Annotated in this window: 26 protein-coding genes and 4 pseudogenes; 18 read left to right on the top strand and 12 right to left on the bottom strand. The window is 38.5% G+C overall.

All coding sequences use genetic code 11. The annotated features are described in order from the left end of the window. Window positions 1-18: 18 nt before the first annotated feature. The 3 genes from FJR09_RS07130 to FJR09_RS07120 all read right to left on the bottom strand — a co-directional run bounded on the left by FJR09_RS07130 (window position 19) and on the right by FJR09_RS07120 (window position 3,488). Window positions 19-561, bottom strand: coding sequence for a DUF2808 domain-containing protein (locus FJR09_RS07130; protein ID WP_168653647.1), 543 nt, complete (start codon window positions 559-561; stop codon window positions 19-21). Window positions 562-879: 318 nt separating this feature from the next. Next, window positions 880-1,800: a DUF4351 domain-containing protein gene (locus FJR09_RS07125; protein ID WP_168653646.1), complete on the bottom strand. Its 921-nt coding sequence runs from the start codon at window positions 1,798-1,800 to the stop codon at window positions 880-882. A 206-nt stretch (window positions 1,801-2,006) separates the two neighbouring features. Beyond that, window positions 2,007-3,488 (bottom strand): tetratricopeptide repeat protein, encoded by a 1,482-nt coding sequence (locus FJR09_RS07120; protein WP_168653645.1) that lies wholly within the window; start codon window positions 3,486-3,488, stop codon window positions 2,007-2,009. Window positions 3,489-3,815: 327 nt separating this feature from the next. Here FJR09_RS07120 and FJR09_RS07115 point away from each other — a divergent pair, with 327 nt between their 5' ends. The 7 genes from FJR09_RS07115 to FJR09_RS07085 all read left to right on the top strand — a co-directional run bounded on the left by FJR09_RS07115 (window position 3,816) and on the right by FJR09_RS07085 (window position 8,540). Then, window positions 3,816-4,235, top strand: a complete 420-nt coding sequence (locus tag FJR09_RS07115) for a type II toxin-antitoxin system VapC family toxin (protein WP_168653643.1) — start codon at window positions 3,816-3,818, stop codon at window positions 4,233-4,235. A 71-nt stretch (window positions 4,236-4,306) separates the two neighbouring features. Beyond that, on the top strand, window positions 4,307-5,161 hold the full coding sequence (locus tag FJR09_RS07110; protein WP_168653642.1) for an ATP-binding cassette domain-containing protein: 855 nt from the start codon (window positions 4,307-4,309) through the stop codon (window positions 5,159-5,161). Next, complete coding sequence (locus tag FJR09_RS07105; RefSeq protein WP_168653641.1) at window positions 5,118-5,972, top strand: ABC transporter permease; 855 nt, start codon at window positions 5,118-5,120, stop codon at window positions 5,970-5,972. Before FJR09_RS07110 ends, FJR09_RS07105 begins: the two co-directional genes overlap by 44 nt. 19 nt (window positions 5,973-5,991) lie before the next feature. Next, window positions 5,992-6,450 carry a MarR family winged helix-turn-helix transcriptional regulator gene (locus FJR09_RS07100; protein ID WP_168636886.1) on the top strand — a complete coding sequence of 153 codons (459 nt, stop codon included), beginning with the start codon at window positions 5,992-5,994 and terminating at the stop codon, window positions 6,448-6,450. Continuing rightward, window positions 6,416-7,705 carry an MFS transporter gene (locus FJR09_RS07095; RefSeq protein ID WP_168653640.1) on the top strand — a complete coding sequence of 430 codons (1,290 nt, stop codon included), beginning with the start codon at window positions 6,416-6,418 and terminating at the stop codon, window positions 7,703-7,705. The genes FJR09_RS07100 and FJR09_RS07095 overlap by 35 nt, the downstream gene beginning before the upstream one ends. 92 nt (window positions 7,706-7,797) lie before the next feature. Beyond that, entirely contained in the window at window positions 7,798-8,217 is a 420-nt protein-coding gene (locus tag FJR09_RS07090) for a XisH family protein (protein ID WP_168650744.1), read from the top strand. Next, window positions 8,205-8,540 carry a XisI protein gene (locus FJR09_RS07085; protein ID WP_168650746.1) on the top strand — a complete coding sequence of 112 codons (336 nt, stop codon included), beginning with the start codon at window positions 8,205-8,207 and terminating at the stop codon, window positions 8,538-8,540. The genes FJR09_RS07090 and FJR09_RS07085 overlap by 13 nt, the downstream gene beginning before the upstream one ends. A 28-nt stretch (window positions 8,541-8,568) precedes the next feature. On the opposite strand, the gene FJR09_RS07080 is transcribed toward FJR09_RS07085, so the two are convergent. From FJR09_RS07080 to FJR09_RS25795, 5 genes and pseudogenes are all read right to left on the bottom strand, one after another. After that, the gene (locus tag FJR09_RS07080; protein ID WP_168650748.1) at window positions 8,569-8,826 is read right to left on the bottom strand and encodes a hypothetical protein; all 258 of its coding nucleotides are present in this window, start codon (window positions 8,824-8,826) and stop codon (window positions 8,569-8,571) included. Window positions 8,827-9,046: 220 nt separating this feature from the next. After that, the gene (locus FJR09_RS07075) at window positions 9,047-10,018 is read right to left on the bottom strand and encodes an ExeA family protein (protein ID WP_168650750.1); all 972 of its coding nucleotides are present in this window, start codon (window positions 10,016-10,018) and stop codon (window positions 9,047-9,049) included. Then, window positions 10,008-10,954: pseudogene (locus FJR09_RS07070) on the bottom strand (hypothetical protein). The gene FJR09_RS07075 and the pseudogene FJR09_RS07070 overlap by 11 nt, the downstream one beginning before the upstream one ends. Before the next feature lie 4 nt (window positions 10,955-10,958). Then, a pseudogene (locus FJR09_RS07065) lies at window positions 10,959-11,620 on the bottom strand (recombinase family protein). 179 nt (window positions 11,621-11,799) lie between these two features. Next, window positions 11,800-11,922, bottom strand: a complete 123-nt coding sequence (locus tag FJR09_RS25795; RefSeq protein ID WP_256369477.1) for a hypothetical protein — start codon at window positions 11,920-11,922, stop codon at window positions 11,800-11,802. 102 nt (window positions 11,923-12,024) lie between these two features. Between FJR09_RS25795 and FJR09_RS25790 the strand changes: the two genes are divergently transcribed. Further along, window positions 12,025-12,159: a hypothetical protein gene (locus tag FJR09_RS25790; protein WP_256369478.1), complete on the top strand. Its 135-nt coding sequence runs from the start codon at window positions 12,025-12,027 to the stop codon at window positions 12,157-12,159. A 182-nt stretch (window positions 12,160-12,341) separates the two neighbouring features. Then, window positions 12,342-12,494, top strand: a complete 153-nt coding sequence (locus FJR09_RS07060) for a hypothetical protein (RefSeq protein WP_160170653.1) — start codon at window positions 12,342-12,344, stop codon at window positions 12,492-12,494. On the opposite strand, the gene xisF is transcribed toward FJR09_RS07060, so the two are convergent. Further along, window positions 12,478-13,845: a fdxN element excision recombinase XisF gene (gene xisF, locus FJR09_RS07055; protein ID WP_015081295.1), complete on the bottom strand. Its 1,368-nt coding sequence runs from the start codon at window positions 13,843-13,845 to the stop codon at window positions 12,478-12,480. The genes FJR09_RS07060 and xisF overlap by 17 nt on opposite strands. Window positions 13,846-13,872: 27 nt before the next feature. On the opposite strand from xisF, the pseudogene nifH (FJR09_RS07050) reads away from it, so the two are divergent. After that, window positions 13,873-14,166: pseudogene (nifH, locus tag FJR09_RS07050) on the top strand (nitrogenase reductase); the annotation flags it as partial. A 289-nt stretch (window positions 14,167-14,455) separates the two neighbouring features. Here nifH (FJR09_RS07050) and FJR09_RS07045 read toward each other — a convergent pair. Continuing rightward, a complete protein-coding gene (locus FJR09_RS07045; protein ID WP_148279078.1) occupies window positions 14,456-15,406 on the bottom strand; it encodes a hypothetical protein in 951 nt (316 codons plus the stop codon). Window positions 15,407-15,570: 164 nt separating this feature from the next. Between FJR09_RS07045 and FJR09_RS07040 the strand changes: the two genes are divergently transcribed. From FJR09_RS07040 to FJR09_RS07015, 6 genes are all read left to right on the top strand, one after another. Then, entirely contained in the window at window positions 15,571-16,239 is a 669-nt protein-coding gene (locus FJR09_RS07040; RefSeq protein WP_015081297.1) for a hypothetical protein, read from the top strand. Beyond that, a complete protein-coding gene (locus tag FJR09_RS25040) occupies window positions 16,229-16,564 on the top strand; it encodes a hypothetical protein (RefSeq protein ID WP_254433051.1) in 336 nt (111 codons plus the stop codon). Before FJR09_RS07040 ends, FJR09_RS25040 begins: the two co-directional genes overlap by 11 nt. Beyond that, complete coding sequence (locus tag FJR09_RS07030; protein ID WP_168653639.1) at window positions 16,545-16,823, top strand: type II toxin-antitoxin system RelE/ParE family toxin; 279 nt, start codon at window positions 16,545-16,547, stop codon at window positions 16,821-16,823. The genes FJR09_RS25040 and FJR09_RS07030 overlap by 20 nt, the downstream gene beginning before the upstream one ends. A 185-nt stretch (window positions 16,824-17,008) precedes the next feature. Next, window positions 17,009-17,257 carry a type II toxin-antitoxin system ParD family antitoxin gene (locus FJR09_RS07025; protein WP_015081300.1) on the top strand — a complete coding sequence of 83 codons (249 nt, stop codon included), beginning with the start codon at window positions 17,009-17,011 and terminating at the stop codon, window positions 17,255-17,257. 26 nt (window positions 17,258-17,283) lie between these two features. After that, window positions 17,284-17,571 carry a type II toxin-antitoxin system HigB family toxin gene (locus FJR09_RS07020; RefSeq protein ID WP_015081301.1) on the top strand — a complete coding sequence of 96 codons (288 nt, stop codon included), beginning with the start codon at window positions 17,284-17,286 and terminating at the stop codon, window positions 17,569-17,571. Next, window positions 17,571-17,804, top strand: a complete 234-nt coding sequence (locus tag FJR09_RS07015; protein ID WP_015081302.1) for a hypothetical protein — start codon at window positions 17,571-17,573, stop codon at window positions 17,802-17,804. The genes FJR09_RS07020 and FJR09_RS07015 overlap by 1 nt, the downstream gene beginning before the upstream one ends. A 29-nt stretch (window positions 17,805-17,833) precedes the next feature. Here the strand turns inward: FJR09_RS07015 and FJR09_RS07010 are convergent, their stop codons facing one another. Both FJR09_RS07010 and FJR09_RS07005 read right to left on the bottom strand, forming a co-directional pair. Continuing rightward, window positions 17,834-18,439, bottom strand: coding sequence for a hypothetical protein (locus tag FJR09_RS07010; RefSeq protein WP_015081303.1), 606 nt, complete (start codon window positions 18,437-18,439; stop codon window positions 17,834-17,836). A gap of 68 nt (window positions 18,440-18,507) precedes the next feature. Next, a complete protein-coding gene (locus FJR09_RS07005) occupies window positions 18,508-19,935 on the bottom strand; it encodes a site-specific integrase (protein ID WP_015081304.1) in 1,428 nt (475 codons plus the stop codon). Between the two features lie 110 nt (window positions 19,936-20,045). Here FJR09_RS07005 and nifH (FJR09_RS07000) point away from each other — a divergent pair. Continuing rightward, window positions 20,046-20,489 (top strand): annotated as a pseudogene (gene nifH / locus FJR09_RS07000) (nitrogenase reductase); the annotation flags it as partial. Between the two features lie 168 nt (window positions 20,490-20,657). Continuing rightward, window positions 20,658-22,052 carry a nitrogenase molybdenum-iron protein alpha chain gene (nifD, locus tag FJR09_RS06995; protein WP_051155216.1) on the top strand — a complete coding sequence of 465 codons (1,395 nt, stop codon included), beginning with the start codon at window positions 20,658-20,660 and terminating at the stop codon, window positions 22,050-22,052. Window positions 22,053-22,301: the final 249 nt, after the last annotated feature.

Raw genomic sequence — 22,301 nt, 5'->3', positions numbered from 1 at the left:
CAGCAATTTCTACACACTTTACCTTTGATAAAATAGGTGATTATCAAAATCATTGTAAAATTGCAAACGAGCAGTTCCCACAACTAAATCATTCGTTTTCTCACCAGAGGAAATAACATGAACTCGAAATAGATAAATACCTTCGCTGGTGGGATTATGAAAAGGTTTTAAACCGATAATAATTGTTTGATTTGCAGAAACTGGTTTATCAAAAGTAGCAATGATAGTTTGTGGTTGAGTTGAACTCTTTGTTAGGGTAATACCTAGCTTTTCTTTTTGTCCACTTGCTTCTATGAAAGCAAAACTGTCTTTCTGATTGAATTCAATATTTTCTACACCTTCTATTTGTGTTAAAACAACCTGTTGCAGTTGCCAATTAGCCAGAGATTCTGGTAATTTGATTGTAAAATAATAAGTTGCATCCCAAGAACCTGTTTGATTATAGGTTGTTTTGGCAGTTAACAACGGTTTTGGTGGTATCCCGTAGGTAGTAGGCACAGATAATAAAAAGATTCCTGTACTAATAGCTAGGGTTTTACAAAGAGTTTTAAAGTTGTTCATGTTTTTAGGATTTGATATTTTAAATAGGTTTTTCCATTGCATTACACCCTTTTAGTTTAGCAAGTGGAACTTATTAATGATTACAATACTGTTTAGTTAAGAGTTTTTGTAGGTTGGGTTAAGCGACAGCGCAACCCAACAAACGTCCGTAAATGTTGGGTTTCCTAACGTCAAACGCCATTCGCCACAAGCCGGGAAACCCGTCCAAGGCGATGGCTCCCCAACCTACCTGATTTAATGTTTTTAGATTATGACAAGTATAGGTTGTTTGAAAAATGGTTCTAATTGCATAATTAACTCCCTAATAATCAAAATGAATTAGATTGAGTGTTGGGTTAACCAAGCTTCTAAATCAGCAACACTAGAAAAGTCTAATAACGCCTCTCCTAAGTTTTCTAACTGTTCAATTGATAATCCTGTAATTCGCTCGATTAATAACGAATCAATTTCCCCAATCCGACGATGTAGTAGACGCAGTATTAAGTTTTTTTCTCCTTCTTGCTTTCCTTCTTGCTTTCCTTCTTGTCTTCCTTCTTCTTTAGCTTGTTCTCTATTTCTTTGATAAAGTGGTTCTAGTCGCATAATTAACTCCCTATCATCTGTTTCTAGTTCTTGATTTACTCTCAAATTTTCGCGCAAGTTGTAAACTAATTCCAGGGTGGCTTTTTGGTATGGATGATCTAATGGTAACGCTTGCAACTCGATAATTGCTTGTGATTGTACGCTTCCCCTACCCAAAAGCCTCAACCATAAAGTCTCCGGTGTTTGTGGTAGTTGGTGTATTGCCACAATTGCTGTTCGCAAGGCATCTGCTAAAAAATGTACTCCCGATAACCAACCTTCTTTTTGGATAGTTCCAAAGCTAGATAAACGAGTTTCCGATATGGTGGGGGTTAAAATCCACAATTTAGGAATTTCTGACTCCTGAAGTTTGATTTTATTGGCTTTGGCTTCTCGTCGCAATGAAGCCTTGACTTCTAATAACTTGAGAATACAGTCGCAGATTTCATCGCTAGAAGCTGGATTGCGGTATGGTTCTATTATTGCAGGGTTTTCGGCAAGTCTTCCTAGTAACCCCAGTATTTGTAATTTAGAAGTTTGTTGTTTAGCAGGTGTGAATAAAACATCTATTTCTTTAATTTCTCCTGAGACTTTTTCTGATGCTTTGACTTCTCCGTAATCTTTTAATAATTCTTCTAGATAGTCTTTGGCGAATTTATCATGTATAAACCTAGTCATTAAATTTTAATTTTGAGTAAAATCTGGGAAATAATTTAGACTCCTATTATATAGCAGTTATGAATTTTCCGTAAGAGGATGTTTGAAAATTTTTGTGTTGTATTGAATACTTTTAGATCCCCGACTTCTTTGAATGATGTTCATTATTGACAAAAAATTTAATTCAGAAGTCGGGGATCTTTCTTACCTGGCTTAACTTATATTCATTATTTGTTAATTTCTCTGATCATCTCTATAGCCTTTTGATAGTCTGTTTCCTTACCTTCTTTTTTATATATATTTGCGGCTGTTTGGAAATCTTTAATTGCAGCCTGTTTATCTCCTTCTCTTAAAGCATAACGGACAACTCCCCGGTTGGTGTAGGCACCAGCATAGTTAGGATTAATCTTGATAGCTTGGTTGTAATCATCTATTGCTCCTTGCTTATCTCCTAATTCATAACGGACAACTCCCCGGTTGTAGTAAGCTAAGGCATTGTTAGGATCAGTCTTAATAACCTGAGTTAAATCATCTATTGCACCCTGATTATCTTTTAAATTATAACGAGCAACTCCCCGTTCATAGTAAGAAAAAGCATTATTGGGATCAATTTTGATAACGTGAGTGTAGTCATCTATTGCACCCTGCTTATCTCCTAAATCAAAACGAACAACTCCCCGCATCAAGTAAGCAGCATTGTTGGAATTAATCTTGATAATGTGATTACAATCATCTATTACACCCTGCTTATCTCCTAAATCATAAAACCTGACCAAGCTTCGCTGAAAGTAGGCATCGACATAGTTAGGATCAATCTTGATAGCCTGAGTGTAATCATTAACTGCACCCTGCTTGTCTCCTAATTCAGAACGGATAAGACCTCTGCCGTAGTAACAATTTGCATAGTTAGGATCAATCTTAATAGCCTCGGTACAATCCTCAATTGCACCCTGCTTATCTCCTAATTTATAACGGGCAATACCTCTTACTTTGTAAGCATCAGCATTATTTGGTTTCAGTTGCAATACTTGAGTACAATAATAAGAAGCACTTTGATAATCTTTTTTTTCAAGACACTCATAACCCAAGCGCATATATTCGTCAGCTTCAGAAGATGTCAAACTCTCTAAATAGCTACGTAAACCTCCAGAATAAAGCAATTCATCTATTCCCACCAAGGCTTTACCAGCAGCCGATTTAATCATATTAGTTGGTAAAAATCCCGCCAAAATCAGATTGTATTCAGCCTGAGCCTCGCTGACTTCTTCTTGAATTAAAATACAAACTAGAACAGCATTTTTTTCAATTTCTTCTCGACTAATTGACCATTGAATTTTATCAAAATTACCATTACGGGCTTTAACCTGAATACCAATTGATGAGTCAGAAGTTAAGGTAAAATCAACTTTTCCATCACCACCAACGCGCTTTTCATAGTCAACTTCCGTGACAAAATCAGCTAAACGGGATTTAACAACTTCCTCACCCAACTTCCCCTTCATATTGTTGATAAAGTAATTTTGGGGATCATTTGGTTTATACTTTCTGATCATCTCCCAGCAAAAATTCCGTAATGGCTTTGATCTCTCATCAGAAATGACAGTTAATTCACTATGCTGGCCTTTTTCGTCACAATGGAGTAATTTAGCAGATTTAAGTCTTTGAATAAAATCAGTCTGTTGTGCCTTGAGTGGTGTTGTCCAGTCCATATTGGTTTAAATAATCTATCCATAAGAATAGTATAGCGATCGCTCTACTTTAGTCTAAACTCCAGGCTGAAAGTACAATAAAATTATCCTTCATTTAAACCCCATCATGGTTATCCCAGAACTCGAACAACAACTCCTTCAGCTTTCGCATGACGATAAACTGTATATTATTCAACTCCTTGCCCAAAGCCTAACTACAGGCAATAACAACTCAGAACAACCTACTAAAATCTCAGAATTTTTCCGTCAATCCCCCTTGGCTGAACTCAGTGAAGAACTCGACTTGAACCGAGATCACAACAGTCTACCCCGCGATACCTTCACCCCATGACCTACCTCCTTGATACTTGTCTAATTTCTGAACTTGTTGCCAAACAACCAAATCAAAAAGTTTTAGATTGGGTAGATGCCCAAATGCCAGAAACACTTTACCTCAGTGTAATTACTATTGGCGAAATCGCTAAAGGCATCTGCAAACTTACTCCATCTAAGAGAAAAGAATCTCTCACAACTTGGCTAAATGAAACCCTACCCAATCGCTTTGAAAACAGAATCTTAACTCTAGATGTCTCCACAATGGTGTTATGGGGAAATTTAATCTGTCAACTAGAACAGAATGGCCGACCTCTACCCGCTATGGATTCTTTAATTGCTGCTATCGCACTTCAACACTCTTTATCACTTGTTACTCGCAACGAAAAAGATTTTGCTGGTACTGGAGTTGTCATCATTAATCCTTGGTATTGACTTTTAGAAAAAATATGTCAAACTAATATTTAGATACTCTAATTATTTGAACAAGGAAGTAAATCCGACTCGTGACGAAACTTACGGGAAGAATAGAATCTGCGGAAATACCTGCACAAGTTCCAAAATCAGTAATATTACAAACCTTGGAACTGACGCGCCGCTTTGAAAAATCAACAGCCGTTGATACTTTGAATATCTCCGTTGCATCGGGAGAAGTTTTTGGTTTACTTGGTCCCAATGGTGCGGGAAAAAGTACAGTAATTAAGATGTTAACTACCTTGCTACCAGTCAGTAGCGGGAAAGCATACTTAGCCGGTTATGATGTGACTCATCAACCTGATGCAGTCAGAAGAGTCATCGGTTATGTACCCCAGGCTTTATCAGCAGATGGGACTTTAACAGGTTATGAAAATCTGTTAATATTCTCTAAATTGTATGATATTCCCCCTCGACGCAGAAAACAGCAAATCGCTGAAGTGCTGGAATTCATGGGTTTGGAGAATGTAGCACATCAGTTAGTGAGAACCTTTTCTGGGGGAATGATTCGGAAATTGGAAATTGCCCAAGCCATTTTACATCAACCCCAAATCTTATTTCTAGACGAGCCAACAGTCGGATTAGATCCAGTTGCTAGAACACAAGTATGGCAACTTGTACAGCAACTGCGGATTGAGTACGGTACAACCATCTTTTTAACTACTCACTTTTTAGAAGAAGCGGATCATCTTTGTAATCGAGTCGTGATTATGAATCAGGGTAAAGAAATTATCACCGGTTCACCCGCAGATTTAAAAGCAGCTATTGGGAAACCAGAAGCAACCTTAGATGATGTCTTCATCCACTACGCAGGAAATCAATTAGTATCAGGAGTGAGTTATCGTGAGACTGCAAGAACCAGACGTACCACTCAACGGTTGGGTTGAACCCAGATATAATCGCCCCAAAGGGATTTTTTCTAATATTAAAGAACTATTTACTAAAACCCTGGTAATTACTGAATTGGAAGTGCGAAAACTCCGCCATGATCCTAGTGATTTAGTGATTCGGGCTGTACAACCGGCTTTATGGCTGCTGATATTTGGGCAAGTATTTACTCGGACTCGTGCTATCCCTACAGGTAATTTACCTTACTTGGATTTTATGACTCCCGGTATTTTGGCTCAGAGTGCGCTGTTTGTTGCTATTTTTGCTGGGGGAATGACATTAATTTGGGAACGGGATTTAGGGATTTTGCAGAAATTCTTAGTTGCACCCATACCCCGTGCAGCGATTGTCTTGGGCAAAGCTTTTGCGGCTGGGATTCGTTGTTTTTTCCAAGTGGTGTTTATTTACCTTTTAGCGTTTTTGTTAGGTGTACACCTCAATCTCAATCCTTTGGGTTTCTTGCAAGTTGTCCTAGTCATATTTTTGGGAGCAGCTTGTTTTTGTACCTTTTCACTGATCATTGGCTGTTTGGTGAAATCGCGGGAAAGATTTACGGGTATTGGGCAATTAATCACCATGCCGTTGTTTTTTGCCAGTAATGCCATCTATCCTATTTCCTTAATGCCAAGTTGGTTAAAGGTCATTTCCCACTTGAATCCTTTGACTTATGAAGTGGATGCTTTACGCGGTGCAATGCTGGCAAATGGCTCAAGTATTTATGGGTTTGGGTTAGATTGTACAATTCTCTTGCTAACATTAATAGGTTTAACCTACATCTGTGGCCGACTTTATCCACAGGTGGCAATGTAATCTGGAGAAAAACGGTCTTATGAGTTTGGATAAACCCTCTGAAGAATGTGCCGCTAGGGTGATGGAAACTGTCCCCTTATTGATGCGGTTTATCCGATCTGAAATGCGATCGCACAGTTCTGACTCTTTATCTATACCACAATTGCGATCGCTCGCTTTTCTGAATCGCAATCCTGGTGCTTCCTTGTCTGAGGTAGCAGATCATCTCGGAGTTACCTGTGCTACAGCATCCACAACTATAGAAAAATTAGTCCAACGTAATCTGGTGCAACGGACAGATAATCCTCAAGAACGACGACGAGTAGTCCTGAATTTGACAAGAGAGGGAAAACTGCTTTTAGAGCAATCTCAGGAAAAAACTCGCGGGGAAATTGCGGAAATTCTGGAGAGTTTGACACCAGAGCAGGTATCACAAATTGAATCAGGCTTGACTCTACTAAAAAATGTCTTCGAGCAAACAGAAACCAACTCACCATAACAATAAGGCTGCACAACACGATCCTTTTGCAGCCATGAGATTTCGAGATTATCGGCTATTTACCATTGGGCGTGTAGTCCTCTTCACAGGGGGACAAATGCAGACGGTAGCACTGGGATGGGAGCTATATGAGCGAACAAATTCAGCGATGGCCTTAGGTGGCATCGGGCTGGCGCAGGTTTTACCAATGATTGCCCTAACTTTGATTACGGGACACGTTGCTGATAAAAGCGATGCCAAAGGCGGGCAAAGCCAACGCAAAAAGATTACTTTATATTCAATGCTGCTATTAATGTTTTGTTCTCTAACTTTAGCGGCTATTTCCTATTATCAAGGTGCAGTTTTTCTAATTTATGCTTGCTTATTATTAACAGGTGTAGCCAGGGCATTTCTCAAACCTGCGGGTGATGCGCTGATGTGGCAGTTAATACCGATGAGTGCTTTTACTAATGCAGCGACTTGGAATAGTAGTAGTTTTCAATTAGCGTCAGTAATTGGGCCAGCTTTGGGAGGATTTAGTATTGCTCTGTTCAAGAATGCGACGGGAGTATATATATTATCGGCGATCGCTGCACTTTCATGTTTTTTCCTCACCGCAGCCATTAAACCCCAAAAAACCAACTTTAAAAAAGAACCAATATCTTTAAAAACCCTAGCTGCTGGGGCTGAATTTGTTTGGAATAATCAACTCATTCTTGCAGCTATCACTTTAGATTTATTTGCTGTTTTGTTGGGTGGTGCAGTGGCATTATTACCCGTTTTTGCCAAAGATATTCTGCACGTTGGTCCTGTGGAATTGGGCTATTTACAAGCAGCACCATCAATAGGTGCATTAATTATGGCAGCATTGTTGGTATATTTGCCACCTATCCGCAAAGCTGGTCCGGCCTTACTTTGGTCGGTTGTCGGGTTTGGGATTGTGACAATTATTTTTGGTTTATCCCGTTGGGTGTGGCTGTCGTTGTTGATGTTGGTATTAAGTGGGGCGTTAGACAGCATTAGCGTGGTGATTCGTCATACTTTGGTGCAAATTCGTACTCCTGACCATTTACGGGGTCGAGTTGCGGCTATCAATAGTGTGTTTATCAGTGCTTCTAATGAGTTGGGGGGTTTTGAGTCTGGTTTGACTGCGGCTTTATTTGGTCCCGTGTTTTCTGTCGTTGGTGGGGGTATTGGGACGATTTTGGTGGTGGTTGCAACAGCCGTAATTTGGCCGGAGATACGGAAGTTGGGGGCGTTGCATGAGGATTTATAGGGGAAAGTATCTCACGCAAAGGCGCAAAGGCGCAAAGGAAGAAATGCGTTAATATTGTAAGATATATGTAGGAAATATAATTAGGGATCAGTATGTCGGCTAAAGATGTCTTTCATGAAGTTGTCAAAAAAGCTCTACAGAAGGACGGTTGGCAGATTACTCACGATCCCCTATCAATTAGTGTAGGCGGGGTAAATCTGTCTATTGATTTAGCCGCAGAAAAGCTGATTGCAGCGGAAAGAGAAGGAGAAAAAATTGCTGTTGAGATCAAAAGTTTTTTGGAGAGGTCGTCTGCAATTTCGGAATTTCATACAGCGTTAGGACAGTTTATTAATTATAGAGGTGCATTAAGAAGAAGACAGCCAGATCGTGTTTTGTATTTAGCAGTACCTTTAACAACCTATAAGACATTTTTTAATCTTGATTTTCCTAGAGATATGATTGAAGAGAATCAAGTCAAAATGATTATTTATGATGTAGAGAATGAGGTAATTGCAGAATGGATAAACTAACTAAATATCGCCAGCTTGTACAGCAGATTTTACAAGAATATAGCGAACAAAGACCTGCTAACGGGAATATAGAAGTTGAGACAATTTTTGATACACAACGTGACCATTATCAAATAGTTCATGTAGGTTGGGAAGGTCAAGAATGGATACATAGTTGTATTATTCATATTGATATTAAGGGTGAAAAAATTTGGCTGCAATGGAATGGTACTGAAGATGATATTGCAGAGAATTTAGTAGCTGTGGGAGTTCCAAAGGAGGATATTGTTTTGGGATTTCAATCTCCTTTTATGAGGAAGTTTACAGAATATGCTGTGGGTTAGGGAATTATTGATTGATTATCAATTAAGTCTATACCCTACCTTGGTAAGTATGGCGTTGTTGGTCAATTTCTGCAAATATTTCTGTTAAATCTGGTTGATTTTTCCACGCACCAAATAATTTATTTAATTTAGCTAATTTCTCTTCTTCTGTTAAATGTATTTTTGGTTCTGGTATTTGCTTTTCAATAAATTCTAAGTCAATTATTATTTCTGTTCCATCTGGAATGTTATTTAGTTGTTCTAATAGCTCAATATTTTGACCGCGTTTTATTCTTCTAACCTTCATATTGATTTATCCTCATAATTGTAGCGACCTGCAATTATAAATGCCCAAACCTGCAATCAAGACATTTTCAAACCAGGATTAAATGCAACTATAATTACACTTCAGCCAGAATTAATTGCAACTGAACCAGGATTAAATGCAACCAACCTGCAATCATCGCTTTCAGCCAGGATTAATTGCAACTATAAATATTAACATTTTTATCGCAGTTTCAATCCGCTCAAAGTGGCAGTCCCGCCGCCAACATTTGCTCGTGTAATTCACGAGAGCGCGCTGGGTCAAGTTGTCCGCGAAACAGCAATTTAATTTCCGCTGGTTTGGCATTGAACTGTTCCGCCAAACCTCTGACATCGTAGCCATGCCGGGTTAAGGTGGGTTCCAAATCGTCAATTTGCTTAGATAAAACCGACTCAATAATCGCTGTGGTAACTGTTTTTTCTCCAAAAAGATATGCAGCCTCGAAAGCTAGTGTCAAATGTTGCTCGATTTGCAATGGTGTCCTCAGCCGCGTGGCAAGTAAGTCAATAGCATCCGGTTCCAATATGTCACTTATTTGAGTATCTTCAGTAGTACATTTAGATACCAACCATTCAATATATTCTTTTTGACTACCAACAATACCCTCCAAAGAAAAGACTGTTGCCCGATAGCCAATTTCTTCCATAGTTGGACGGCGTAAATCATTTTTCAGCTTAGGATGACCAGCTAACACCACAGAGAGCGTACCACCACCGTCTTCAACTACCTCAATTAAACGTTTGAGTCCTGTGAGCGTACTGTAATGTAAGTCGTGAGCCTCATCTACAAACAACGCCACAGGCTTTTTACCTTTTCTAATCAGGTCACGCAGTTCCCGCTCCCGTTTTTCCCCAAGTGCAGGAATTTTAATTTCCTTATCTGTTGATAAATCGTAAAATAAGGCAGCAATCAGTGTTGGCAGTGTCGCTCGGTTTTTATCAACAGAAAGCGATTTCGAGACTAAAATCTTGCCTTCTTTCTCCAAAACCTCAAATAAACGGCGTAAAGTCGTCGTCTTGCCACACCCGATAATTCCCGTAATGGCAACCAGCTTGCCTGAATGGATTGCGACTTTAATATCCTTAAACAATTGTTTTTGATGCTCTGTCTCGTAGTAACCAGCCTTACGAAACTCCCTGAGCAACCGAAAGTGTTCCATGACTTCAGTGAGCATTTTGTTCCTCTCCTTTATTTGAGCGGAAATATTGCCGCACTCGTTCAATAATCGCTTTTTTATTCAGAGTTTCAGCCAGCAGGGCATCAATGAATGTTAACTGTTCGGGAGACAATTTAGCCAAAGGTTTGGCCAGTTGTTCAGAAATCGCCCTTTTAGCAAACAATACAGTAGGATAAGTAAATTCTTGGTATGGGTCGGGGTCATTAAAAGGTGTAACAGTTGGCTCCAATTCCTTATATTTATCCACCAGAAATTGTAAGTCCGCGTTTTTGTCCAAGGCAGTCCGTGGCAAACCCAACTTTTTAGCTAAATTGGCAATTTTATCTGCCCGTTCTTCAGTTTTAGTTTTCTTAAATTTACGGTAGCGGTGTAAGGGGATAGGTCTGTCAACTGGATAAAATGGTCCGTAACGACGGTCTTCTTTCTCTACGTACAGTTCGTTGTCAAACAAACCCCACCATAGCACGACAGTTTCTCCTGCTAAGTCCGGTTCTACCCACGATGGCTGTTTTACGTGTTTTAAATCAGATGGGCTGAGGTCGAAATGCCAACATTCGTTGCTATACTCTGCTTGAAAACGCACCGCAGGCGGTTGCCTAGTCATGCGTTCTTGGTCATATCCCCACGTTTTTAAGTAATAATTGACAGTGCTTCTAGTTAACGCACCTTTATCTGGTTGGACAAAACCATCGGGTGTTTCCATCCCAAACTCCTCCAACAGTTCAATCGCTCGGACTGTGGAGATATGTCGCCCTTTCTTGTTACTAGTACGGATTTTCATGGCCGTGATGAGTTACGCAAAGCGCGATATAGTGTATCTGTTGACACTCCGTATAATGCTGCTGTCTCTTCGATGAGAATTCGCCGCTCTTGACAACGGCTGGGCAATCCGTCGAGGCGGTGGCGTAAATTAATAAGTGCCTCTACAGGGATTTGCTTATGTACCATGTTCAGTTTTTATCTCTGCAATATAGTTGTAGAGCGTTGGTTTGGAAATTCCCATTAACTTACATATTTCAATAATTGTGTATTGTTTTTCCGTATAAAGTCTTACTGCTAATTGACGTTTAGTTGGATCAAGGGCTTTTGGTCTACCTCCCCTATGACCACGCACTCGTGCTGCTACAAGTCCAGCCGTCGTGCGTTCACGGATGAGGTTGCGCTCAAATTCAGCCAATGCACCGAATAAATGGAAAATCAATCTACCACTGTTATTTGTGGTGGTGATGGATTCTTGCAAGCTAGAAAGCCCAATTCCTCGCTTATCCAAGGTTTCCATCATTAGACATCTCCGAAAAAGATCGTAGAGACGTTCCATGGAACGTCTCTACAAGGGTTTCAAGTCACGTACATTTAATTCTCGGAGATGTCTATTGAAATCAGATCTTTGAGTGACCTTCCCAAGCGGTCTAGTCTCCATACAACCAAAACATCACCAGTCCTTGCTACTTCCAATGCCAAGGAGAGTCCAGGTCGTTCTGCTTTTGCACCGCTGATTCGGTCGGAGTAAATTTTCTCGCAACCAGCCTGCTGCAAAGCATCCTTTTGCAGATTCAGATTTTGGTCATCTGTTGAAATTCGGGCATAGCCTATCAACATACTTTGAACCCCAACAAGTAAATAAACTCGTTACCTAACAGCATATATTGCCTTTGATATAATTACCCAGTTTCGTTACTAAACTTAATTCAGTTTTGGTTTTGTTTGATGGAAGTAATAGCGGTAAAAGAAACGACCGTTTTTTTACCTTTATAGTTGCATTTAATCCTGGCTGAAGTTCAAATAGTTTTGTTGATAAATTGGGGTGTTTTTTGAGCAAACTGGACAACTACCGTTTGACGGGACTTTCGGTCAGTTGCAATTAATCCTGGTTGAAAGCGATGATTGCAGGTTGGTTGCATTTAATCCTGGTTCAGTTGCAGTTAATTCTGGTTCAAATGAAATTATAGTTGCAAATAATCCTGGTTTGAAAATGTCTTGATTGCAGGTTTGGGCATTTATAATTGCAGGTCGCTACAGCTAGTAAAGCCTTAGAAATGATTGCTGATTACAAAGCTAACCGTAATGGGAACTACGTTAAAAAATTTCCCCTGACTGTGCAGGATGCAGACACATTACCAACGGTGGTTAAGGAATAGTTTAGAATCAGAGAATACTGATAAATAATTCATACAAAACAATATGAGATTCTTGATTCTTGAGAAACACAAAACTTGATTTGATATTTGATTTTGTGTCTGAACAATAAATTTGTTCATCATAAACAGACAAAAATATCAAAAAATAGCTAAACTAGTTATAAGACTTCATCTATTATGATATGCAAGAAACAGCGACTCAAGTATTGATTCGTGTCTCTAAAAAATGGTATAGGATTCGCTATTTAGATCCTTATACCAGAAAGAGATTAATGTTATTATCAGAGGAAGAATTTGAAGTAGAACTTCAAGGGCTGCTTAAACCCGCAGCTTGACTTCTTTGATTTCACCATTGGCAACTTTTACGTAATCAACTAATTCTTTATATATTAAGGATTTATCCGCCCAGGGTGTTTCATCCCAAAAATTAATATTGCTACAACAAAACGCAAGAATATCAAATAGTTCGCTGTTGATTTTGTTAACTACCGTTTCTTTTTGTTTGATTTTATTGATCTCTAAAATTGTTTGGTCAATGGCATCTTGAATGATTGGGTTTTTAGGTAAGCGTCTCAGTGCTTTTAGTTGTTCTTGCCTAGCAATCAATTCGGGGCTATCCTGTGTTTCTACATTTGAACTTGTAATTGCATATTCCTTAATTTCCCTGTGCCGTTCTACTAAGGTTTGATCCACTGCTGAAATAATATCTGGTAGATAGGTGCTAATTTTGTTGCTACAAAAATTATTTCCCATGTTTTCATGTTTTTTGCAACGGACTCTATATGTCGAATTTCGTTTCTTACAAAAACATTTATAGCCGCAGTCAGCGCAAATAATCTGCCCCGCTAGTGGGAAAATCTCTGTTTCCTTTTTTTCTCTACCGTAGCTGTATTTAGATTTATTTTCGTCAAGTTTTGCAACTATCCGTTTGAAGATATTTTCACTAATTAAAGGTTGGTGAGTATCTTCATGAATATCCCAATTCTCAGGTTTATTTAAATTGTCTTTGATATTGTAGGCGGTACAGCCTCTCAGTACAGGGTTTAAAAGCCAGTAACGCAGTCCGGCAGCAGTCCACTTGAGATGATAAGTTTGCAGTAAATATTGCGCCGTACTCCTCAATGTAGCCCCATCACCGAGGAAATATTCAATCATCTTGTGAGCGATCGCCCATTTACTAATTCCATTCATCTCAGATAAATCAGGAGCATACTTTTCATCCACGCGACAATACCCAAAAGGTGGACGGGGAGAAGCCTTTTTCTGCTCTCTAAAAAAGTTCATGCCATTTTTGATCCGATTAGCAAGTAGCCTAGATTCAAATTCAGCCAAACCAGCCATCTGATTCACAGAAAACCACCCAAAGGGGGAAGTTGGGTCAACGGGGGCATCCAAAACCGTGAGTTTGACCTTATACTCCTCAAAGATAGCGATCGCTTTGTGAATCCCCACCACGCTGCGTCCTAGTCGGTCAATTCTCGTACAAATGACTTCAGTGATTTTGCCTTGTTTGCACTGAGCAATCATTTTATTAAATTCTTTCCTCTTGTCGCTGCGACCGGACTCAACATCTGAGAAGATGACAATAGCACCAGCCCTTTCTACTCGTGCTGTTTGTTGCTCCAAAGCATTGCCTTCATCCTGTTCACGGGTGGAAACCCTCACATAACCTGCTTTCATGATCATTCCTCATACTGCCCATATTGTTAATATAACTCTACTCGTTTGATGCTTCACTCTAAGGCTCAAACAACCGTTCTTCACTTGGCTGCTGAAAGAGGATCTGTTGAAGACCTAGAACTTCATGAAGTAATGCTCAAAGGTTTCCGCGATGTTAAATGCGTGGAATCCGGTGGTCCAGAACCCGGTGTAGGTTGCGCCGGTCGTGGTATTATCACCGCTATTAACTTCCTAGAAGAAAACGGTGCTTACACAGACTTAGATTTCGTATCTTACGACGTATTGGGTGACGTTGTATGCGGTGGATTTGCTATGCCTATCCGTGAAGATTAAGCTATTTTGTCTAGGGTTTTTGTGAATGCAATTGGTTGGGAATTTTTATTTTTTTATGCCCTATTTTTGCCCTGGGAAATTTTAGAGAAATGGGATTTTTGTGAGGATTTATTCTTTTATTTACCCTATTTTGTCCCTAGCGTCAAGGGGGATACATGATTTTTGATAAATGTGTTACTGATTTTTTACAACAGTTCTAACAGTTGATTACAAATACCCTATCATAATTTTAGCTAATAGCTACTACAACATTGATGGGTATTTGATAACACATGATATCACTCTACTTTTTTGGAAATGTTCTATAAGTTAAGTCCCAACTTCCATTTGGCATGGTGGTAAAGTCTTCTCGACAGTTGCGATTGGAAAACTGACGCAAAATTTCACCGCTGATAAATTGAGTATTCATCACAAATCTTCCTAGATCCAATCGTGAGAAGTTCTGAGCCTCGTACCGACTTTGAACATATTTTGGTAAATCCTGAACCACGAATAGGAGTGTTTCTCTGTTGAGATTGGGTAGATGATCAGCCGTTTTATTCACTAGATTTTCAAGATTATGCCCGTAGTCCTCCTTATTATTTTTATCTTTTTTATTTTTAGGTTTTTTATTTGCCAAAGTTTCTTCATCAAAACCAAAAGTTATTAAAGCACCTTTTAAAAGTAGCTCAGTTGCAATACAACAGTTTTGGATTACGGCGTATTTATTGAATGAGCCTAAAAGTGTTGCTGCTGCTGCTTCAAGCTGCTGTTTTGCCAAATACCACCATTCCACTGTTTTATTTGGCAGGTTCCCCATTTTTTCAACATCATCGAGTCCATACGCAAAATCCATCAGATCGATAACCTGGTCAAAGAATATTAAGCCAGTCTGTTGATCATTAAACAGCCATTGTTTTTGTATATCAGGTACGTCTATTAGAAAATCTACTGGATTAATTGCTGGTAAGCTAGAAAGTGGAATACGTAGCGGAAAGAATACATCTCGAAACATAAATACTCCCATATACATAGGTGGCATTACCAAGTCTGTTAAACGATATAGTTTTTTGTATATCTGATCAACAGCCTTAAATAGGGGATCATAGTCCAGTATGAAATTGCTGCCTGGTTTTAACTTTTGTGCAATTATAAAGTAGGCAGATAGAGGACGTTGAAAGGGTTCTGCCCCTTTTTGAATAAGCTCATCATCTACTTCGATTACAAGTTTCATCAAATCAATTTCTTCTGTCACTTCTGCACTCCGACCAAAAATTTACACTACACATTATAATTGTATATGATGTTGCAAGTAAGTGTTTTCTTACAGTTGCTTCGAGAAATTTGATTATATAGGTGATTTTTGGTCTATCCTATTTGTCAAATTAAAGTTTTTAGTAAACATGAGGATCTTTTGTTATGTCACTTCTAAAGTTGCTACAAACATTCATTTCTGGTACTCATAATCCTGAATTGGATGCGGGACGAATAAAGCATGATAACTTGCCTGAAAGTGAATATTTTCAGGATGAGAAACTTTCAACAGATGAATTAAATAAGGATAAACAGATAACTTTCCAGAGAGGTTATGAGTTGGGGCAGATTTTGAGGGCAGCTATAAAAGAACATTACTCTCCGGCAGAAGAACAGCGAGTTATTGATAGTCTCATGAAAGCGATGGTATACCTTGGTAATAACGCCAGGATATTTCCTGATATGGACTATGAGAATATCTGGTACACAGATTACTATGACCTAATTGAATTAGCGAAAGATATGGGCTTAGGAGATAAAACCTTACCTCACTGGCCTGAAGAGTCAAATCTCTTAAACCGCTATCTAGAACTGACTACTTCTGATCTGCTTCAAATATTTCTTGGTTTTTTAGAAGAAGCTTTGCTTGATGAGTATAAATTTGGCGCAGATTTGGATAGCTGGGTTAGGTACTTGTTAAGAGAAACTTTGAAGTCGAGACAGCGGTTGGCTCGTGAACGACAAAAGCACGATGAAGCTTTCCGTTTTTCCCCTCAAATTCTAAAGACAACTGAGCAGAATAAACGCGATAACAGTAAGATATTTGAACGTTAAAAGCTCTTCCGGTGTTGTGGGTTATCGGAGCGATCGCATTTCCGGTGTGTGGTTTAGTGCGATCGCTTCTACTAAAAACGGTATAATACTTTTATTCTCAAGGATAATACTCATGGAAATCCAAGAACTTAAAGCAATAATCAAAGAAAGCATCCGCGAAGTTTTGCGAGAAGAAAGAATGTTGCTCTGTCAAGTCCTTATACCCTATGTAAGTGATGAAGAACAAGAAGAACTAGATGAAATGTTTGGTTCACCATCAGATTATCAAGATGAAGAATTAGTTGATATGACAGAGTGGGTAAAACATGGCCATAAAATTTCGTAAGAATGCTATTAAGTTTTTAGAAAAGGCAAATCTTGAAGATGCTGAGAAAATTCAGGAAAAAATATCTCAACTTCTACTTTTTGTCGAAGAACAAGCCATTATTCCCTTTACAGAATTTGATATTAAAAAAATGAAAGGAGATTGGGAAGGATTTTATAGATTACGTATTGGTAAAATCAGAATTGTCTTTACAGTTAATACCCAATCTGGTGAAGTTGAAATTTTCACAATTGGTGCAAGAGGAGATGTTTATAAATAAAAGTTTTTAAATTAATAAAGATGTGCATTGTGGGGATGCGATAGCGTTCGCGGTAGCGTCCCGGAGGGAACTAGCGCGACCTAGGAATCATATTTAGTGTGTCCAAGTAAGTGATTTAATGCTTTAATTAGGATTAAGGATATAACTTTGAGAATTGTTATCAATTCAAAGATAAGGAGATAAAGATGCAAATTGCAGTCAAGCCAGATCAAGAAAAATACATTCTTGAAAAACTACAACAAGGTAAATATAAAAGCATTGATGAGTTATTATCTATAGCTTTTCAACTTTTAGAACAACATGATGAAAAAGAAAAACAACTCAGTGAATTAAGACGAAAAATTGCTGAAGGAACAGAACAAATTCGTCAAGGTGAAGTAATAGAAGGTGAATTAGTTTTTCAACAACTACCACAAAAGTTAAAATATGACTAAATTACTACAAAATCACAGTTTTTCAAATGCACATTATTATTCGTAAACGACTAAATGAATTTGCTAAACTTTATCCAGATACAAAAAATGCTCTATCTCAGTGGTATCAATTAATAAAGGAAAATGAATTTATCTCATTTGTAGAACTCCGTCAAATATTTCCATCAGCCGATCAAGTTGGTAAATTGACAGTTTTTAATATTGGTGGTAACAAAGTTAGACTAATTGCAGCAATTCATTATAACCGCCAAAAAATCTATATCCGTGCTGTGCTAACACATTCAGAATATGATGAAGGAAAGTGGAAAGAATAATGCAAACTTTAAACTTTGAAAAAACCATTAATGCTTGGTCATCCATTGCCGAAAATGTCTTTGTTCCTCACACAGAACAGGAATATGAACACTTAGTTGATATACTAGATTCTCTGATAGATCAAGTTGGTGAAGATGAAAACCATCCCCTTGCTTCACTCATGGAAGTCATCGGAGTTTTAATTGAAAACTATGAAAATGAACATATTCCTGAACTAGAGGATATAGATTAACTATTGGGAAGTAATTTTTAATTACTGAATTAACCCCCATTTTGCATCATCCAAACTAACATACCCAAAATTTCTTCCACAGGAGGTAGAGAATAATCCATTAAATCAATAGTAACAAGATCATTTTCCAACTTCAGGAAACGCCATTGTGTACCACTACTAATTACACCATAAATAACACGAAGGGGATTATTTTTAGCAGCATTAAATCTTTGCGCGGCCACCATCTCTGCAATACATTGTCCAAACCCAGTTCTTAAATCAGCCTTTTTTGCTTCAACAATGACAATTACAGGGGCTTCAATTTCTAACACTTCAGGAGAACTACTTAATAGAAAATCGCAAATTCCATTAAGTCCCACTGACTCATCAACTGTAAAATCTTCACCCGAAAATAAGCTAATTTGCCGATTTAAAATTCTTCTGACTTCTAACAAAACTGGGTAAATAATCCCTTCCGAACGGGCTTTTTCACTAGCAGAACCAGCCAGCGGTAAACTTTCTTCAAGATATGCTTTTAGCGTCACAGATGGTTCAATTTTTTCAAGAATAGGAATAAAACGCCCACCTTCCTGAGTTTTTAAACCAAAAGCTTCTTTAACCTTACCAATAGATGTAAATTGACTATAAGACATATCTTGTAACATTCCTAGTTTTATAAAATTACTCTTTGCGCCTCTGCGTCTTTGCGTGAGGCTAACTCTTATCCTAACTCAATTTTCATCAAACTGTGTCCCATCTGCAACCTCAATCTTTCATTGTCAATTCTCAACCTTTCATTTTCCTGTTCCAATCTAATCACCATATCCTGTAAATCTTCCACCTTTGATTTTTTCTTAATCGCTTCCTCAATTGCAACCTTGCGATTTTCTAAACTAAACCACTTTTGATAAATGGATGTGTGCATATTCACAGAATGACCCAAATTATCAGCAGCAGCTTTAATAGGAATCCCCATCAAATGCGCTCGAATTGCCCAAGCATGGCGTAAATCGTAAGGTTGAAAGGGAATCCCCACAAATCTAAACCATCTATCTGTACCATGTCGTACAGCGTTGATTTCTCTACTGGTAATTTTATTTTGGATTTTTGCTTTTAATAGTGCGATCGCTTCGGTATCCGTGGTTAAATTAAAAGTTTCTACCCAACGGGGATATAATGGTAAAGCTTCCCTTTCTCCCGTTTTACATTCTTCATTTACGCGCCATGTATTCATGACATTATCTGATGATAACCACCAATTTAAATCAGGATTAACAAAAATTTCAATGGGTCTTAATCCATAGGTTGCTAACATCCCATAAACCCATCTCCACAATTTCCAATTATTTCTATCTTCCCTAGTTGTTAACTTACTAGAACGATTAATAGCATAATTTTCAAACTTGAGATATTCCTGTTCTATGTCTGCATCAGTGGGTATATCACGTTTACGTTGAGAAATAGCCTTAATTTTTAAATTACTTAATTCTGGAACTTCTAAACCAGAGCATTTACATAAAACCCGAATTACCTTAATTAACTCATTTTTCACACTATCCGAAGATGGGCAAAATTTCACAGCATCAATAAAATTGGCATCTATAGCTAGTTTATCCTTTGGCAAATGTTTGTTAGCAATATAAAAATAACTATTAAAAGTATTATTACTTTTGAGAGTGCGTTTCCTAGTTTGGAAATAGTTGTTTTCAAACTCAGAAACCAACTCAAACATGGTGAGTAACTTAGCTTTAAATCTAGTTTTGCCTAAATATTTATCAGTCCAAATAAATTGTTTTCTGGCAATTAATTTTCCCAACTCATTAGCTTCTTCTTCTGCCGTATTTAACCCATCAAAACTAAAAGGAATACCCAAAGAAATATCATATTGCTTTGTGCTGCTACCGTTTTTATCAATATCACCTGGTTTAATAGGTAAGGTAGTTCTCAACTGTAATGAATTGCCGGATTTTCTGACAGAAACACTCACCCTAGCGGCTCTTAGTCTAGCATTAATTGCCTTTAATTCTGTGGTCAGTTTTGCCGTTAAGTGATTTTCTTGATTTTCTACTGCTTGCATTCTGCCTAAATATCCCCCGTCGGTAATAGCTGTTTGGTGAAAATCGGCAAATGCTTCCTGTGTTCTGTCCATACCCTAGATTTACCCTAATAAAAAAACTGTTCACTCCAGACAATGATTGCGGCAAACATAGTTGAGAATGAACATTTTCCGGCTTTTAAAATTATCTTATTACTCTTTCCCGTGAAGGTAAAGCACAAGAAATCTACATCGTTACATCAGGTGAAATGATGGCGATGTATGCTGCAAACAACATCGCTCGTGGTGTACTTAAATATGCTCACTCCGGTGGAGTTCGTTTAGGTGGTTTGATCTGTAACAGCCGTAACACAGACCGAGAAATCGAATTAATCGAAACCTTGGCAAAACGGTTGAACACCCAAATGATTCACTACGTTCCCCGCGACAACATAGTTCAACACGCTGAATTACGTCGGATGACAGTGAACGAGTATGCGCCTGATAGCAAACAAGCTAACGAATACCGCGCACTAGCTAAGAAGATCATCAACAACAAAAACCTCACCATTCCTACACCTATCGAAATGGAAGAGTTGGAAGAATTGTTGATTGAGTTCGGTATTCTCGAAAGCGAAGAAAACGCTGCAAAAATGCTGGCTAAATAGGCATAATTCGCTACGAAGAAAGAATTTTCTAGTACCAGGAAAAAGGCAGAGAGCAGCACATCAAAAGCTCTCACCTTTGACCAACATTTCCCTATCGCTACAGGGGACTTCATGTCCCCAAACACCTCATCCCTATTTCCGTTCCTTTAGGAGCAAGAGAGATTAACAATGACTTCGACCGACGACAAGAAGATTGTTGAACAAAGAAAAGAACTAGTTAAAGAAGTTCTCAAAGCTTACCCCGAAAAAGCTGCTAAGAAGCGTGAGAAGCATTTAAACGTATTTGAAGAAGGTAAGGCTGATTGTGGTGTTAAATCTAACATCAAATCCTTACCTGGTGTAATGACCGCTCGTGGTTGTGCTTACGCAGGTTCTAAAGGTGTGGTTTGGGGTCCTATCAAGGACATGATCCACATCAGTCACGGTCCCGTAGGTTGCGGTTACTGGTCTTGGTCTGGTCGTCGTAACTACTACTTAGGTACAACAGGTATTGATACCTTTGGTACTATGCACTTCACCTCCGACTTCCAAGAACGCGACATCGTGTTTGGTGGTGACAAGAAACTGACTAAATTAATTGAAGAATTAGATGTATTATTCCCCTTGAATCGTGGGGTTTCTATTCAATCTGAATGTCCTATCGGTTTGATTGGGGATGACATCGAAGCAGTAGCTAGAAAGACATCCAAAACCATCGGTAAGCCAGTTATTCCCGTCCGTTGCGAAGGTTTCCGTGGTGTGTCTCAGTCTTTAGGACACCACATCGCTAACGACATGATTCGTGACTGGGTATTCCCCAAAGCAGATCAAGGTAAGAAAGACGGTACATTGAAGTTTGAAGGCACTCCTTATGACGTAGCCATTATTGGTGACTACAACATCGGTGGTGATGCTTGGGCCAGCCGGATTTTGTTAGAAGAAATCGGTTTGCGCGTTGTTGCTCAATGGTCTGGTGACGGTACAATCAACGAAATGTTGATGACCCCCAACGTGAAGATGAACCTCATCCACTGTTACCGCTCGATGAACTACATCAGCCGTCACATGGAAGAAGCTTATGGTATACCCTGGTTAGAATATAACTTCTTTGGTCCTACCAAAATTGCTGAATCTTTACGCGAAATCGCTTCTAAGTTTGATGCGAAGATCCAAGCAAATGCTGAAAAAGTAATTGCTAAGTACCAACCTACTATGGATGCGATCGTTAGTCAATATCGCCCCCGTTTGGAAGGTAAGACAGTTGCAATGATGGTTGGTGGTTTACGTCCCCGTCACGTTGTTCCCGCTTTCCAAGATTTGGGAATGAAGATGATTGGTACTGGTTATGAGTTCGCTCACAGTGACGACTATAAACGTACTACTCACTACATCGAAAACGGAACTATCGTTTATGACGACGTTACCGCTTACGAATTTGAAGAGTTCATCAAAGCATTGAAGCCAGACTTAGTTGCTTCTGGTGTGAAAGAGAAGTATGTCTTCCAAAAGATGGGTCTTCCTTTCCGTCAAATGCACTCTTGGGATTACTCCGAACTTGATTATGTTGGTGGAAAGGTGCGGTAATTTGAGGTTTTTTGGTTGGGGAATTAAGAGAGTTTAATTTTTAGACTAAGTGAAATTTATATAGTTTGTGAGTAACATTGTTTGTTAGATACTGAATATAGTATAATTCTGATTCAGTCTGGTTTTGAAATTTGGCTTAAATTTGGCTTAAATCAAGAATGTTAAATGGAAAACTTTTTTATTGGGAATTTTTTTAGACTAAACTGAGTTTAACTTGAAAACCATAGTTTTTTGTAATTATGGTAAATC

Origin of the sequence: Dolichospermum sp. UHCC 0406 (genome assembly GCF_009712025.1) — a bacterium.
GTDB lineage: Bacteria > Cyanobacteriota > Cyanobacteriia > Cyanobacteriales > Nostocaceae > Dolichospermum > Dolichospermum lemmermannii.
This window is presented reverse-complemented; position numbering and strand designations above follow the sequence as displayed.